This window comes from Nitrospira sp., from assembly GCA_005116745.1.
Classification (GTDB): Bacteria; Nitrospirota; Nitrospiria; order Nitrospirales; family Nitrospiraceae; genus Nitrospira_D.
On the sequence record SWDS01000006.1, the window covers coordinates 517,833 to 532,662 of the forward strand.

At 54.9% G+C, this 14,830-nt stretch carries 16 protein-coding genes and 1 pseudogene; 4 read left to right on the forward strand and 13 right to left on the reverse strand.

Features of this window, described 5'->3' with window-relative positions; translation table 11 throughout:
- Position 1: 1 nt before the first annotated feature.
- Positions 2 to 1,051 carry a lytic transglycosylase domain-containing protein gene (locus E8D52_08220; protein ID TKB68956.1) on the reverse strand — a complete coding sequence of 350 codons (1,050 nt, stop codon included), beginning with the start codon at positions 1,049 to 1,051 and terminating at the stop codon, positions 2 to 4.
- A 117-nt stretch (positions 1,052 to 1,168) separates the two neighbouring features.
- On the opposite strand from E8D52_08220, the gene E8D52_08225 reads away from it, so the two are divergent.
- Complete coding sequence (locus E8D52_08225) at positions 1,169 to 1,855, forward strand: uracil-DNA glycosylase (protein ID TKB69449.1); 687 nt, start codon at positions 1,169 to 1,171, stop codon at positions 1,853 to 1,855.
- Positions 1,856 to 1,881: 26 nt separating this feature from the next.
- Here the strand turns inward: E8D52_08225 and E8D52_08230 are convergent.
- A pseudogene (locus E8D52_08230) lies at positions 1,882 to 2,394 on the reverse strand (IS30 family transposase).
- Between the two features lie 135 nt (positions 2,395 to 2,529).
- Positions 2,530 to 3,177 carry a fructose-6-phosphate aldolase gene (fsa, locus tag E8D52_08235; GenBank protein ID TKB68957.1) on the reverse strand — a complete coding sequence of 216 codons (648 nt, stop codon included), beginning with the start codon at positions 3,175 to 3,177 and terminating at the stop codon, positions 2,530 to 2,532.
- A 169-nt stretch (positions 3,178 to 3,346) separates the two neighbouring features.
- On the opposite strand from fsa, the gene E8D52_08240 reads away from it, so the two are divergent.
- Positions 3,347 to 3,661, forward strand: a complete 315-nt coding sequence (locus tag E8D52_08240; protein TKB68958.1) for a hypothetical protein — start codon at positions 3,347 to 3,349, stop codon at positions 3,659 to 3,661.
- Between the two features lie 72 nt (positions 3,662 to 3,733).
- On the opposite strand, the gene E8D52_08245 is transcribed toward E8D52_08240, so the two are convergent.
- From E8D52_08245 to E8D52_08285, 9 genes are all read right to left on the reverse strand, one after another.
- Positions 3,734 to 4,006: a hypothetical protein gene (locus E8D52_08245; GenBank protein ID TKB68959.1), complete on the reverse strand. Its 273-nt coding sequence runs from the start codon at positions 4,004 to 4,006 to the stop codon at positions 3,734 to 3,736.
- Positions 4,007 to 4,730: 724 nt separating this feature from the next.
- A complete protein-coding gene (dapB, locus tag E8D52_08250) occupies positions 4,731 to 5,534 on the reverse strand; it encodes a 4-hydroxy-tetrahydrodipicolinate reductase (GenBank protein TKB68960.1) in 804 nt (267 codons plus the stop codon).
- Positions 5,535 to 5,562: 28 nt separating this feature from the next.
- Entirely contained in the window at positions 5,563 to 6,435 is an 873-nt protein-coding gene (locus E8D52_08255; protein TKB68961.1) for a 4-hydroxy-tetrahydrodipicolinate synthase, read from the reverse strand.
- Between the two features lie 2 nt (positions 6,436 to 6,437).
- The gene (lysA, locus tag E8D52_08260; GenBank protein ID TKB68962.1) at positions 6,438 to 7,709 is read right to left on the reverse strand and encodes a diaminopimelate decarboxylase; all 1,272 of its coding nucleotides are present in this window, start codon (positions 7,707 to 7,709) and stop codon (positions 6,438 to 6,440) included.
- Positions 7,710 to 7,755: 46 nt separating this feature from the next.
- Positions 7,756 to 7,983, reverse strand: a complete 228-nt coding sequence (locus E8D52_08265; protein ID TKB68963.1) for a hypothetical protein — start codon at positions 7,981 to 7,983, stop codon at positions 7,756 to 7,758.
- On the reverse strand, positions 7,980 to 9,392 hold the full coding sequence (gene argH / locus E8D52_08270; GenBank protein TKB68964.1) for an argininosuccinate lyase: 1,413 nt from the start codon (positions 9,390 to 9,392) through the stop codon (positions 7,980 to 7,982). Before argH ends, E8D52_08265 begins: the two co-directional genes overlap by 4 nt.
- Positions 9,392 to 10,606: an argininosuccinate synthase gene (locus E8D52_08275; protein TKB68965.1), complete on the reverse strand. Its 1,215-nt coding sequence runs from the start codon at positions 10,604 to 10,606 to the stop codon at positions 9,392 to 9,394. Before E8D52_08275 ends, argH begins: the two co-directional genes overlap by 1 nt.
- Positions 10,607 to 10,614: 8 nt before the next feature.
- Complete coding sequence (gene argF / locus E8D52_08280; GenBank protein ID TKB68966.1) at positions 10,615 to 11,592, reverse strand: ornithine carbamoyltransferase; 978 nt, start codon at positions 11,590 to 11,592, stop codon at positions 10,615 to 10,617.
- Positions 11,592 to 12,809 carry an acetylornithine transaminase gene (locus tag E8D52_08285; protein ID TKB68967.1) on the reverse strand — a complete coding sequence of 406 codons (1,218 nt, stop codon included), beginning with the start codon at positions 12,807 to 12,809 and terminating at the stop codon, positions 11,592 to 11,594. The genes argF and E8D52_08285 overlap by 1 nt, the downstream gene beginning before the upstream one ends.
- Before the next feature lie 171 nt (positions 12,810 to 12,980).
- Here E8D52_08285 and E8D52_08290 point away from each other — a divergent pair, with 171 nt between their 5' ends.
- On the forward strand, positions 12,981 to 13,634 hold the full coding sequence (locus tag E8D52_08290; GenBank protein TKB68968.1) for a DUF2628 domain-containing protein: 654 nt from the start codon (positions 12,981 to 12,983) through the stop codon (positions 13,632 to 13,634).
- 68 nt (positions 13,635 to 13,702) lie between these two features.
- Positions 13,703 to 14,308, forward strand: a complete 606-nt coding sequence (locus E8D52_08295) for a 2,3-bisphosphoglycerate-dependent phosphoglycerate mutase (protein TKB68969.1) — start codon at positions 13,703 to 13,705, stop codon at positions 14,306 to 14,308.
- Positions 14,309 to 14,317: 9 nt separating this feature from the next.
- On the opposite strand, the gene E8D52_08300 is transcribed toward E8D52_08295, so the two are convergent.
- Positions 14,318 to 14,800 carry a hypothetical protein gene (locus E8D52_08300; GenBank protein TKB68970.1) on the reverse strand — a complete coding sequence of 161 codons (483 nt, stop codon included), beginning with the start codon at positions 14,798 to 14,800 and terminating at the stop codon, positions 14,318 to 14,320.
- Between the last annotated feature and the right edge of the window lie 30 nt (positions 14,801 to 14,830).

Genomic DNA, 14,830 nt, shown 5'->3' on the forward strand with positions numbered 1-14,830 from the left:
GTTACGGGGTCTTTTCTTGTTTGAAGCAGCGGCTAGGACAGGTCTGCCGAGGCACACGAATTTGATAGGTGCCATGAGGGAGCAGATCTTTCTTAAACTCGGGATTTAGCATCTTGAGCTCAAGCAGGTAGGTGCCAAACTCTTCGGCGATTGAGGTCAACGCGCGCTGGGATTCCTTGACATTGACTGTGATGGTTTCGGTCTCAAGCGGTATATAGAGGTCCTTCTTGGTCAATCCAAGATACTTCTCCGGCTGGGAGTAGATTTCCTTCGCGGCGATGATACGAGGGACATACCGCATCGTCTCGCGTGGGCCATGCATCTTCCAATAGTCGGCAATGTTTTGCTCTTTGAGCAGCTTGCGGACTCGTTCCTCGCCGGCATTGTAGGAGGCCATGGCCATGAACCAATCATTCTCCTGAAAGTCTTTGAGGTACTTGAGGTATTTCACGGCTGCTTCGGTCGACATTTCGAGATTGCGACGTTCATCTCGGACGGCGTCGCTCTTCAGGCGGTATCGGCGCCCTGTGGATGGGATGAACTGCCAGGGACCTGATGCTTTTGCTTTCGAGTAGGCGGCGGAAATGCATTTACTCTCGACCAGCAACATGTACTTGAGGTCGTCCGGCAACCCGGCATCAGCCAACTGTTTTTCTGCAGGAGGGAAGCACCGTCCAGTCCGTTTGGCAAGAATGATGCTTTCCCCTTGATCTTCCAAAAACTGATAGAACTCGTACTCGATCCGCTCTCTCACTTGCCAGTTATCCAAGGGAACCGACACGCCTGCAAATGTGATCTTATCGGGCAGCTTAAATGAACTTAGAAAGTACCGTTCTCCCTCGCGTTTGATTTCCGGCAAAATAACCAGACGGTCTTCTGGTTCGGGTTGTGAATCCAACAGATCCGGCAAGAGCAAATCCTTCTCCACGTCTGATTTGTGGCCACCATGATCTGCTGTTTCTGATGTGGCAAGAGCTGGAGGACACATTGACAGGATTATGAAGCCGATTCCAACTATAGAAAGCAAGGACTGCATACCACGGATGATCATTCTCGAACTCCTCTAGTGCATCCAGATACAAGCCGTCACAAAATGCAAAACTATGGTAACAGCTCACTTCATCACCAGCAAGCAAAGGGGCCTGTCCGTGTTACACTCTTCCCCCATATGCGAGCCTTGACCGTTCTGAACAAGACTATCACTGATTGCACGGCCTGTCCTCGGTTGGTCACTTATCGGAAGGGGATTGCACGGCAGAAACGGAAGCAATATCGTGATTGGACCTACTGGGGGCGGCCGGTTCCTGGCTTCGGAGATCACCAAGCTCGGCTCTATGTGCTTGGACTGGCTCCTGCGGCACATGGGGGGAATCGGACAGGCCGTGTCTTCACCGGTGATCGGAGTGGGGACTGGTTGTATGACGCCCTGTATCGGTATGGATTTGCCAACCAGGCCTTGTCGACACACCAAGAAGATGGCCTATCATTGACGGATTGTTACATTGGTGCAACCGTGCGGTGCGCACCGCCGGAGAACAAACCTGCGCCCGATGAGTTTCAACGCTGCAGCCAATTTTTACAGGATGAAGTTCGTCTCCTGAAAAATCATCGTGTGGTGATTGCGCTAGGAAAGATCGCCTTCGACCACTACCTCAAGACCTGTCGGGCACAAGGGCACGCTATGCCAGCGCCAGTCCAAAAATTTGGCCATGGAGTCGTCTATCGCTTACCCTGGGGCGTGATACTGCTGGGTTCCTATCACCCCAGCCAGCAAAATACGTTTACCGGGAAATTGACTCGCTCGATGTTTCACTCGGTGTTTCAGAGGGCGAGAAAAGAAATCGACTCGGCGTAGTGTAGGCGTGTATTAACAGGGCGGTTTCAAGTTCCAAGTGCAACGGGTGAATGGGAGCGGAGTTCCGCATAAACTTCCAGGGGCGTCGCAAAATTAAGACATTTTCGCGGGCGCGTGTTCAGCCGATGGGCAATGGCGTTCAACTCGCGCTGCGTGTAGCCCGACAAGTCCGTGCCCTTCGGCAAGTACTGGCGCAGCAACCCGTTGGTATTCTCGTTGGTGCCGCGTTGCCAGGGACTATGCGGATCGGCAAAAAAGATCTGAAGCGCACGCCGCTGAGCCAACTGCTCATGCTCGGCCATCTCTTTGCCCCGATCGTACGTCAGGGTTTTGCGCAGTGCGGCGGGTACGTGCCGGAGTGTCTTCGTGAAGCCCTGGCGGGCACTCGTCGCATCCGTCCCCTCCATCCGAGCTAGGATGACCAGGCGCGTCGTCCGCTCGACCAGCGTACCGATGGCCGACGTATTGCGAGCCCCCTTGAGGAGGTCGCCTTCCCAGTGGCCGGGCACCGTGCGGGTCGCCACCTCGGCTGGACGTGCGTCAAACCTTAGCCCAGTTGGGCCGGTCGTGTTGCACTTGGAGTTAGAACCTAAGCAGGTATTTATCGTCAGTTTGAAAGAAGAGTGGGGGGTGAGCGTCCGCCGAATGCGGAGCTCACCCCCACTAGACAACTACTACTGCTGCCCCTTCGCCTTCCAGTCGTCCAAAAACTTCTTCAGCCCAGCATCGGTCAGTGGATGTTTGAAGAGCATTTGAAACACACTGTAGGGCATTGTGCAGATGTGACCGCCTGCTAATGCCGCCTCGACGACGTGCTGCGGATGGCGCACGCTTGCCACTAATACCAAGGTCTTGTAGTCATAGTTTTTATAGATCGTTAAGATTTGTCGAATGAGCTCCATGCCGTTTGTGCTGATATCGTCGAGCCGTCCGATAAAAGGCGAGACGCACCAGGCGCCAGCTTTGGCCGCCAGCAGTGCCTGTGTCGGTGAAAAACAGAGGGTCACGTTCACTTTGATTCCCTCGGCCGCCAGGCGCTTCGTGGCTTTGAGGCCTTCTGGAATCAGCGGGCACTTGACCACGATGTTCTTGTGGATCTTGGCGAGCTCTTTACCTTCCTTCACCATGGCGTCAGCTTCCACACTCACAACCTCAGCGCTGATCGGTCCATCCACAATCTTGCAGACTTCTTCCAGCATTTCCCTGAAACTTCGGCCCTCCTTGACGACCAGGGAAGGATTCGTGGTCACGCCATCGAGTAATCCGAGGCTTGCCGCTTCATGGATTTCCTTGACGTTGGCTGTATCGAGATAGATTTTCATAATGGTCCCTTTCCTAGCGAAGAGATCGTGAGGTGATACTCTCTATTATCGGTCATTCTATGGAGAACTCAACGTCACTGCAAGAAGTTGATACGAAAGTTTGACAGGCTTTCGGGCGGGGGATAGAATTTTGCGGCTCACAGTACCCATTGGCCTTAGAGGAGCTATCATGATGCAACGATTTGTCTGGTTGCTGCTTTTCTCCCTGATCATTCCAGGCTGTTCAGGGAAGAACCCCTATCTTGAGGCATCGCTGAAACCGGCCGAGCTTCAAGGAAAAGATAAAGGCTGGTTCGAAAAGAACTGGGGTTCTCCAGACGGCAAGGCCTCCAGGTTTTTTGGTGGAGAGACCTGGACCTACTATCGTATCGCTGGCGGAAAATCAGGACCTCCATTCTTTAATTTCTCTCCCAATCAATGTCAGATCACCCTCAAGTTTGACAAAGAGGAGAAACTTTCTGACTACACCTACTCTGGCTGCTAGCCAACTTATTGTTGAAACTACTGGCGTATTTCTTCCACGATAACAAGTTCAGGTAGCGTCTAAATACATCTGTTAGACGGGGTGCTCACTCCGAAACCTCGCCGCACACTCCGGGCCGCAAAAACAGTACTCACGGGTACCGATTGTCTCGATCACGGCGATTCGCTTTGGGACGAATATGTGGCACACTGGATCCTCGACCATCTGATCTTGTTCTTCATCTTGGACTGGTACAGGCGATTTCTTCTGGCCATCCTCAATCGGCTTGTTGAATCCACGAAATATTTGTCGGAGCAGGAAGTAGAGGGCTGTGAAAAGCAAAATAGCTAGGATTAATCTATACATAGTGGGATATCCAATTGTGGACCACAATCCTATGCGAGTAGGGTAGGCCTGTCAAGAATAGACCTGTTGCAGATCGTAAATCAGACCGATGAATAATGCGCAAATGGCCTACGATACTAGGTCTCATTGGGACTCTTGTCAGTGCCATCCAGTACTTCAGGAGTATTGGTTTCTCAATTCTATGGTGCTACAGTGCCGACCATGAAGACATGCGATAAATGCCATGGTGCGATGTTACCGGAACGGGCGGTGGATTTGGACGCCGGGCTTGCGATCACTGTGTTTGCCTGTTTGAACTGTGGTCGTCGGAAAGCAGCGGACCAGGAACCTCGACCGATTACGGCTCGTCACTAATCCCTTCCTGTCAGACTCCAAACCACTACCTACTGACGAGTGGGAAGGTTGTGAGGTCAGATTTGATCTCAGCGCCTTCTAGCTTACTGTGGGGAATGGGCTGCTCTGGAGGTAGCCATCGGTGGCTACTCTTTGAACAGCAGTGGCTAGGCAGAAGCGAGCCATGAATTCTGGCGTCATGGCCCATTCCTTCTTCCCTCAGAATCGGTAACGGATTCAAAGTCGTCAGCTAGAAGCACTCCCTACTTCAGTGAGCCACAGCATACCCGAATATCCTGGGGGAGGGTGTTGCATGGCTGCATCTCACCCGTGCATTCATTGAAGGCGTAGGCATCAAGTGGATCGATGCCGAAGCGCAGTTGGAAGATGCTCAACGAAGGTTCAAAACATCCATCATATCGTATAAACCAGGCGGTTGGCGGACGACCCACCTGGCGGCTCGCAGGGCTCCGATGGCGAACGTATCCCGGCTACTGGCCCGATGGGTGACCTCGATTCGTTCCCCCATGCCACCAAACAGAATCGTATGGTCGCCGACGATATCACCGGCGCGAATAGTTTGTATCCCGATTTCTGTTTTCGTTCGTTCTCCGATCAGTCCCTTGCGGGCATAGACTCCGACTTGGTCCAAGTTTCGGCTCACCGAACGGGCGAGGACTTCAGCAATCTTGAGGGCCGTGCCGCTCGGCGCGTCCTTTTTCAGCCGGTGGTGGGCTTCAATCACTTCGATGTCGTACTCGTCCCCAAGCGTTCTGGCCATTTCGCCGATGACTTTGCAGATTAGGTTGATCCCAACACTCATGTTCGGAGAAAAGACACAGGGAATTTGCTGGGCCAGCAACCTCAGCTCATCGAGTTGAACAGCCGAAAATCCTGTGGTTCCGATAACCATGGCCCGTCGATGGCGAGCAACGATCCGCATATGTTCCAGTGTCGCCGAGGGCGATGAAAAATCGATCACAGCCTCCCCTCGCTCCATCAGGATGGAGAGATCATCCGTGATGGGAATGCCGGCACGACCTGAGGCTGCAGTCTCGCCCGCATCTTCACCCAACGCCGGATGCCCTGTCCCCTCTAAGGCCCCTGCCAATGTCAAAGCCGTTGAATCTCGGATTAGTGACACTAGTCGGCAACCCATTCGGCCGGCTGCACCCGCTACAATGATCTTGATCATCTTGTCGTATACCTAGATCTTGATTAAGTTAGACCAACGCCGCATCCTTGAGGACGCGAATCAATTTCTCTCGTGTGTCCTGTGCCATTGGGCAGAGTGGTAAGCGCAATTCTGGGTCAATCTTTCTCATGAGTCCTAACGCTTCTTTGACCGGAATGGGATTGGTCTCATAGAACAACGCGGCAAAGAGGGGAGAGAGCTTAAAGTGAATCCGTCGCGCTTCATCAATTCGTCCCTCGGCAAAGGCCTTCACAAGAGCGGCCATTTCCATCGGTACGATATTGGCGGTTACGGTAATCACGCCCTTTCCGCCGACTGCCATCATCGGTAACGTGAGGGAGTCGTCGCCGGCTAGCACGGTTAGGCGGTCACCGCACATCTGCACGATATCTGAGGCCTGTTGGACCGAGCCACTCCCTTCCTTGACTCCAACGATTGTCTGAATGGCTGAGAGTCTGGTGATCGTTGAGGGGAGCATGTTGACCCCAGTACGACCGGGGATATTGTACAGGATTATGGGGAGGTCCACGGCCTCTGTAATCGCCTTGTAGTGTCGATAGAGTCCTTCCTGGGTCGGCTTATTGTAGTAGGGAGTAATAAGCAACGCGCCGTCAGCTCCGGCCTGCTTTGCATGTTTTGTGAGGGTGATGGCTTCTTCTGTGCTATTCGAACCCGTTCCGGCAATCACGGGTACCCGACGACGGACCACCTCAACCGTCAACTCAATCACCCGAGTATGCTCGCTATGAGAAAGGGTAGCCGATTCACCAGTGGTTCCACAGGGGACAATGCCGTTGGTGCCATTGGCGATCTGCCATTCGATCAACTCGGCCAAGGCGCGCTCGTCGACCTTGCCCTGTCGAAATGGCGTCACAATTGCGACAAGAGATCCAGTAAACATACTCACTCCGTTTCGTTGAGGAAGGACGGAATTCTCTCGCCGCGTACGAGGTCGTCGTATGTTTCTCGCTCGCGAATCACGTGAAACTCTCCACCCTTGACGAGCACTTCCGGTACGCGGGGTCGAGAGTTATAATTCGACGCCATCACAAAGCCATACGCTCCCGCACTCATGACTGCCAACAACTCACCAGGCTTGGTGCTAGGCAGCGATCGATCCTTGGCCAGAAAATCACCCGATTCACAGACCGGCCCAACAATGTCCACTGTCTGTCTGGTCCGATGGAGGGCGTCTTCATTCACTGGACGAATTTCGTGGTAGGCGCCGTACAGGCTGGGCCGAAGTAAATCGTTCATGGCGGCGTCGACGATCACGAAGTGCTTCGTCTCACCGGCCTTCTCGTACAATGCCTTGGTCACCAGGATGCCAGCGTTGCCCACGATGACGCGTCCGGGTTCCATGACCAGTGTCAACCCCAAATCTTTGACAAGCGGCGAAATCGCATTTGCCAGGTCTTGGGGCGAAGGGGGCTTCTCCTCGGAATAGGTAATACCGAGTCCGCCTCCGATGTTCAGGTAGCGGATGGTGATGCCCTGGCTTTTCAGTGTATGGATGAGCGTCACGACCTTCTTCAGCGAATCGACGAACGGCGTCACCTCCGTCAACTGCGAGCCGATGTGGGCGTGGACACCGACGACGTCAATATGGTCCAGAGAGGACGCCATCTTGTATTCTTCCAGCGCGCGATCCGACGCGATGCCAAATTTGCTCTTCTTCATCCCCGTCGAGATGTAGGGGTGGGTTTTGGGATCCACGTCCGGATTAATCCGCAACGCGATGCGCGCCTTTTTCCCGACCGACGCCGCGACCTCGTTGATTGCATGAATCTCAGCCGACGACTCAACATTGAACATGAGAACATCGGCCTTCAGCGCGTCGCGGATTTCATCCGGCGATTTACCGACGCCGGCAAACACGATTTTGGAAGCAGGCACCCCGGCTTTGAGGGCTCGGAACAGCTCGCCGCCCGACACGATGTCCGCGCCGCTGCCTTCCTTGGCCATCAGGCGAAGGATGGCCAGATTGGAATTGGCCTTCATCGCAAACGCGATGACGTGCGGGATATTCTTGAAGGCACTGTCATAGGCGTGGAAATGCCGGACGAGTGTCTCATGGCTATAGATATAGCAGGGAGTGCCGAGTTCATTCGCCATGCGGCTGACGGGTACCTGTTCACAATACAATTCACCGTGGTGGTACTCAAAACTATTCATCGCTTAGTTCCTAGTGTTAATCCGATAGTCTCAGGCCCAACACCGCTTATCGTATTCCGATCGGCTGCGATGGAGGGAGGTCCGTCTCATGGCCTCCCAGGGTAGGGTCCGGTTCAGCCGACTCTGTTGCCTGCCGCTCTGCCTCGATGGCATGTTGCCGTTTCTGTTTGGCGATCGTAGGCGCAACTCCGATGAGTTCCGGGGCGACCGGTGTTCCCACCACCCCGCAAGAAATCAGAAGCCCTGCCGATGCGATTACGAGGAATGCTCTCATGACAGTAATCGCTCAAGCTCTTTGATCCGCTGCTCAACTCGCCCTCGGGCGGTCCCGCCGATTTGTCCCTTATGATCGATTGCCGCGACGGTCGTCAGCCAAGCAAATACCGTCTTATCGATCCGTTCACAAAATGCTTGTAACTCTTTCAGCGAAAAATCCGTGATGTCACGTCCACCATCAAGCGCCGCCCGTACGATCCGTCCGGTGATCCCGTGGGCTTCGCGAAAAGGCACGCCTCTCATGACCAAGTAGTCAGCCAGTTCTGTCGCGAGTAGGCCACCCCCTTGCAACGCTCGCGTGAGGGCCTCTCCGTTGACTGTCAGTCGGCGCATCAATTCCGTCATCACTTGGAGCGAGGCCGCTACGGTATCAAGGGCGTCAAAGAGCGCCGGTTTGTCTTCTTGCAAATCTCGATTGTAACTTAACGGCAGAGCCTTGAGCAGGGTCAGCAGATTGACGAGGTGGCCGTAGACGCGTCCGGTCTTTCCTCGGACCAACTCAGGGATGTCTGGGTTCTTCTTCTGCGGCATCATGCTGCTTCCTGTGCAGAAGGCGTCCGGCAGATCAACGAACTGAAATTCCTGTGAGGCCCACACAATCAATTCTTCGCTGAGCCGAGACAAATGCATCATCACAATCGAGAGGGCGGAGGCCACTTCGATCATGAAATCACGGTCAGAAACCGCATCCATGCTGTTCAGGGTGACGGCAGGAAAGCCCAGCAGTTCAGCGGTGTATCGCCGGTTTACCGGATAGTTCGTGCCCGCCAAGGCGCCGGACCCCAGCGGCATGACATTGAGCCGGCCTCTTGCATCGCGGAGTCGGCCCTTGTCTCGTTCGAGCATCTCCACGTAGGCCAATAGGTGGTGCGCAAAGAGGACCGGCTGGGCACGTTGTAAGTGAGTATACCCGGGCATCATGAGGGTGCGGTTCGCAGCGGCCTGCGCCACCAGCACGCGTTGAAAGTCAGTTAATTGTCCGTGCAGCTCATCCAGCTGTGTGCGCAGGTACAGTCGAATATCCAATGCTACCTGGTCATTCCGGCTGCGCCCCGTGTGAAGCTTGCCTCCCAATGGGCCGATCATTTCGGTCAACCGTCGCTCAATCGCCATGTGAATATCTTCGTCGTGAGGGGAGAAAGCGAATTGGCCGCGGTCCAGCTCCTGCTTCACTGATTCCAGCCCGCGCACGATGGCACGCGTTTCTGTCCGTGTGAGGACCCGGGCCTTCTCGAGTGTCTTGCAATGGGCGATGCTCCCGGTGATGTCTTCGCCATAGAGCCGACTATCGATGGTCACCGACCTGGTAAACGCTTCGACCAATTGGTCGGTCTTCTCTCGAAACCGACCGTCCCAGGCCTTTCCAGCACCGCCGACTGACGTCTGAGCATTCCTGCGCTTGGCCATCAGGACGAGGCTTTCTTTCTCTGTGCGCGAATCTTCAGCCGCAAGGCATTCAGCCGGATGAAGCCTTCTGCGTCCTTCTGGTTATACACCTCATCTTCCTCGAAGGTGGCGATGTCGAGTCGATAGAGTGACTGTTTCGATTTACGTCCTGCTAGGGTGCAGCTTCCCTTATAGAGTTTGACCCGTGCGATGCCGCTGACGTCTTTTTGTGCCTCATCGATAGCGGTCTGTATCATTTCGCGCTCAGGGCTGAACCAATATCCGTTGTAGATCAGATCCGCAAATCGTGGGATCAAACTGTCGCGGAAGTGAAGGACCTCGCGGTCCATCGTCAGGGATTCAAGTCCGCGATGAGCCACGTGTAGAATCGTCCCTCCCGGCGTTTCATACACACCGCGAGACTTCATCCCAACGTAGCGGTTTTCCACCAAATCGACCCGGCCGATCCCGTGTGCGCCACCTAGTTTATTGAGATGGGCAAGTAAGGTCGCAGGACTCATTTTCTTGCCATCGACTGCGACGGGATTGCCGGCTTGATACGCGATCTCCACTTCCAATGGCTTGTTCGGGGCCTTCTCCGGCGAAACAGTCAGCTGGAATATTTCATCCGGTGGTGATTTCCAGGGGTCCTCCAGAATGCCGCCTTCATAACTAATATGAAACAGATTTGGGTCTGTGCTGTAGGGTTTGGCTTTGGTCGCGGTCACCGGAATGCCGTGGCGATCGGCATACTCGATCAATTCACGCCGGGATCGCATGGTCCATTCCCGCCAAGGCGCAATAATCTTGAGATTCGGCGCGAGGGCCATGTAGGTCAACTCGAAGCGCACCTGGTCGTTGCCCTTCCCTGTGGAGCCGTGCGACACCGCTTCGGCGCCCTCTTTGAGCGCAATTTCAGCCTGACGACGAGCGATCAGCGGGCGAGCGATCGACGTCCCCAGGAGGTAACAACCTTCGTACATCGCATTTCCTCGCAACATCGGGAACACATAGTCCTTGACGAAGGTCTCACGGAGATCCTCGACATAGACCTTCTTGACGCCGAGCGCCTGTGCCTTGACCTTGACGGCCTTGAGGTCTTCGCCCTGGCCGAGGTCGGCGCAGAACGCGATGATCTCGGCCTGATAGGTTTCTTGCAGCCACTTGAGGATGACGGATGTATCCAGTCCGCCGGAATAGGCCAGGACGATTTTCTTGATCGATGTTGGCTTCATGGTGGATCCTACTCGGTATGTGTCTTCTGGTTGAGCAGTTGGGTCAAGATTGCCTTCTGCATATGCAGGCGATTTTCTGCTTGATCGATGACGACGGACTGTGGGCCGTCCAGTACATCCGCCGTAATCTCTTCTCCGCGATGAGCCGGCAAGCAATGCATGACGATGGCGTCGGGTTTCGCCCGTTGCAGCAATCGCTTGTTCAGCTGATAGGGGGCGAGCGTCCGCAATCGTCGAGCCTGCTCCCGCTCGCGGCCCATGCTGATCCATACGTCGGTATACACCACATCGGCTTCTTTCACGGCAACGAGAGGATTCTCCAGCACCTCGATGGACGCACCGGTGGTGTGCCCTTCCATTCTCGCACGATCGATCACCCGCTGATCCGGCTGATAGCCGGACGGGCATCCGATCACGACGCGCATGCCGACCTTCGCCCCTGCTTCGATGAGCGAGTTGGCCACGTTGTTTCCATCGCCGATGTAGGCCAGGCTGAGTCCCTTGAGCCGGCCCTTGATCTCTTGAATCGTCATCAAGTCGGACAACGCCTGACAAGGATGGCTATGGTCGGTCAGCCCGTTAATCACCGGCATCGTGGCTTCTGTCGCCCACTCTTCAACAATCGCATGGTCATAGGTACGGATCACGATCCCGTCTAGGTAACGAGACAAGACGCGTGCTGTGTCTGAGACCGTCTCCCCGCGGGAGAGTTGAATGTCGCTCATGGGAAGGATCATCGCATGGCCGCCGAGCTGGTTCATCCCCGCCTCGAACGACACGCGCGTCCTCGTCGACGGTTTTTGAAACAGCAATCCTAATGTCTTCCCGGGCAGGAGCCGATGTGGAGCGCCGTGACGCTGCTTTGTCTTCAAAGACGTCGCCAAACGCAATAAGTCGAGGACCTGCTGTCGTGACAGCGTCGCGACGTCGAGCAAGTCCTTGGCATAGCGCGTGCGGCGTATTCTTTGTCGGGCTGAGAGCGCCATCAGTGGTGTGAATCTTTTCCCGCCGATTGGCGTTGATTGAACAGGATATCGAGGAGGTCAATGAGCTTATCCACCTCGGGCTGTGTGATCACCAAGGCCGGTACAAAACGCAGTACCCGCTCGGTTGCCGCATTGATGAGCACGCCACGGGCGAGTGCATCGGCCACCACCGTTCGGGCATCGACTTCCAACTCCATACCTTGCAAGAGACCAAGCCCGCGCACGTCTTTTACGATTCGATGGCGGTCTTTGCAGTCGGCCAACCCTTTAGCCAAGTATTCGCCCATGCGCTTGGCTTGATCCAGTATTTTTCCTTCGAGCAGGACCCGGCAGACGGCCAGCGCCGCAGCACAGGCCAAGGGGTTCCCACCGAATGTCGATGCATGAGAGCCAGGCGTAAAGGCTACGGCCACCGATTCTTTCGCCAGACAGGCGCCGATCGGCACTCCTCCGGCGAGACCCTTTGCAAGAGTCATGATATCGGGTTTCACACCGAGTTGCTCATGGGCGAAGAAGGTGCCGGTTCGACCCATGCCTGTTTGAATTTCATCAAAAATGAGCAAGATGTCTTGCTGTGTACAGAGCTCACGCAGGCTCCTCAGATAATCCCGGTCGGCCACATGCACGCCGCCTTCCGCCTGAATCGGTTCCAGCATGATCGCCGCAGTCTTCTCATTGACCATGGACTCGATCGCGCTGAAATCATTGAACGGGGCATAGGCAAACCCGGGCATCAGCGGTTCGAAACCCTTCTGGACCTTCTCCTGTCCCGTGGCCGTGAGCATGCCCAGCGTGCGGCCATGGAACGAATTCTTCATCGTGATGACTTCATAACGATCAGGCCCATGTCGCTCATGCCCGTACCGTCGAGCCAGCTTAATCGCCGCTTCATTGGCTTCGGCTCCGCTGTTGCAGAAAAACACGCGGTCGGCGAACGAATGGTCCACCAGCAGGCGCGCCAGCTTCACTTGTGGTTCGGTGTAATACAGGTTGGACGTATGGATCAGTTGGGCGGCCTGGCGTTGGATGGCTTGAACCAGGTCAGGATGACCATGCCCCAATATATTGACGGCAATCCCGCCGACGAAATCGAGGTACTCTCGCCCCTCCAAATCGTAGACCTTTGCCCCTCGCCCTCGTACAATCGAGACCGGCTGGCGCGTGTAGGTCTGCATCAGGTATTTGGCGGCATCATCTTTCAGTTCTTCGGTCGGCATGACGACGTATCCCCTTAAGAAAGAAGAAAAAGCTAGCACAGGGGCAATGGGAAGAGCAATAAGCGGAGCAGCGGGAAATTACTGTCAGAAGTCGCGTGCACGACATTCTCCAATCAGCTATTACGCGATAGGTGGTATCCTCCTGTTCCGAGTGTGGTAAGCTGCGTCGCCATGATGATGTGCAGTCAGTGCAGCCAACAGAACTCCGACGAGGCCCATTTCTGTCATCAGTGTGGAGCCAAGCTGGCTGAGGCCACGACTGCCGCAGAGACCGCTACTGACAGGTCCACTGCTCAGCCGATTCAAAACGAGGACACGCTCTGGCGCCAATTCCTCGGTCCCAACGCCGACCACTACCTGACCGTGTTTAAGAAATTTTCGTCGAATGGTCAGCCCAAGTTTGCGCTTTCGTGGAACTGGCCGGCCTTTCTCTATATCTCCTTTCTGTGGTTTTTGTACCGTAAGATGTATCTGCACGCGTTCGTCTACGCGGTCGGCCCGATGGTCTCGACCTACCTCACAGGAGATTTTTCAGCAGGCATCGTGTGGAGCGTCATGGCGGGAGCGACTGCGAACTATCTGTATTTTTGGCATTGCCATGAGCACATCGGTGAAATCAAGAAAGCCGGCCGGATGAATGTTGCCGCGCAAGAAACCGCACTGAAGGAATCAGGCGGGGTGCAGCCCTATGTCATCTGGGTCGGTGTGGTTTTCTACATTATCTTCCTGGCGACGTTGACGAAGATGGTGCAAGAAGGCCCACCTGATGTGGAGCAATCACCCGGTCGACCGGCCAAACAGGCGGTCTTGCAGTCACAGGCTTGACTTGGCGCGACAACTCAGTATGCTTTGATCCCTGATGAGATGTTCAGGTTGATAATAAAGGATCTACGATGGCTCGATTAGTCTTGCTTCGGCATGGGGAGTCGCAATGGAACTTGGAAAATCGCTTCACGGGGTGGGTTGATGTCCCACTTTCCCCCAAAGGGATTGAGGAAGCGAAACAAGCTGGTGAAAAGCTCCGTGGGTTTAGCTTTGACCGGGCGTTCACATCGGTGCTCACTCGCGCGAATGAGACCTTGAGACTTGTCTTGGAGGCCATTGGCCAAACGACCATCCCGATCGAGAAGGACAAGGCCTTGAACGAGCGGATGTACGGAGATCTTCAAGGGCTGAATAAGGCCGAAACCGCCAAGCAGTACGGTGATGCGCAAGTAAAAATCTGGCGACGGAGCTATGATGTGAGACCGCCTGGCGGAGAAAGCCTCAAGGATACGGCTGAGCGCGCGTTGCCCTATTATGAGAAGATGATCAAGCCCTGTGTATTGAAGGGGGAAACTATCATCATTGCGGCGCATGGCAACAGCCTTCGTGCGTTGGTGATGGAACTCGAGCAATTGTCGAAGGAAGAGGTGTTGGAGCTCAACATTCCGACCGGCATGCCGCTTCTCTACGAATTGGATGACAGCGGCAAGGTATTGTCACACCGGTATTTGTGAGCGTGTAGTTTATCCCACCTCTTCGAGCAACTTGCCGTATTCCGAAGCTGGCGCATAGTCGATCAGCAATACGAGCAGCTTTGCTTGATCCTCCGGCGAAATGATGCCTTGATCCTCCATCAGTGACGCCGTCTCCGCGCAAACACCCATGGGATTCATCCCTTCCTGATCGATCAGGCGTGCATAGTGTGTTTGCCGGTCGTTCAGTTCCGGTTGATACTCGTCCCAGGTTCCAGCTCCGCACCACCCTGATTCCCACCATGCCTTCCGGACAGACTCCAACAGGGCCTCTGTAATGGCGGCCCTGTACTTGGCGGGGATATGCGCATCCACCGCAGCCAGGATCCAATACAGATTTAACGACAAGATTTCGCGAGCGATCTGGCCGGAGGTCGATTCCGATGCCTCGACTCCGTATTCCTCAAGCTGAGACACGGTGAGAGGTTGCGGCATAGCGTTGAATAAGGCAGCTGCGGCTTGAGTAGGAGTCATCTCAATTTTCCTGTTGGCGTGTAGAATACT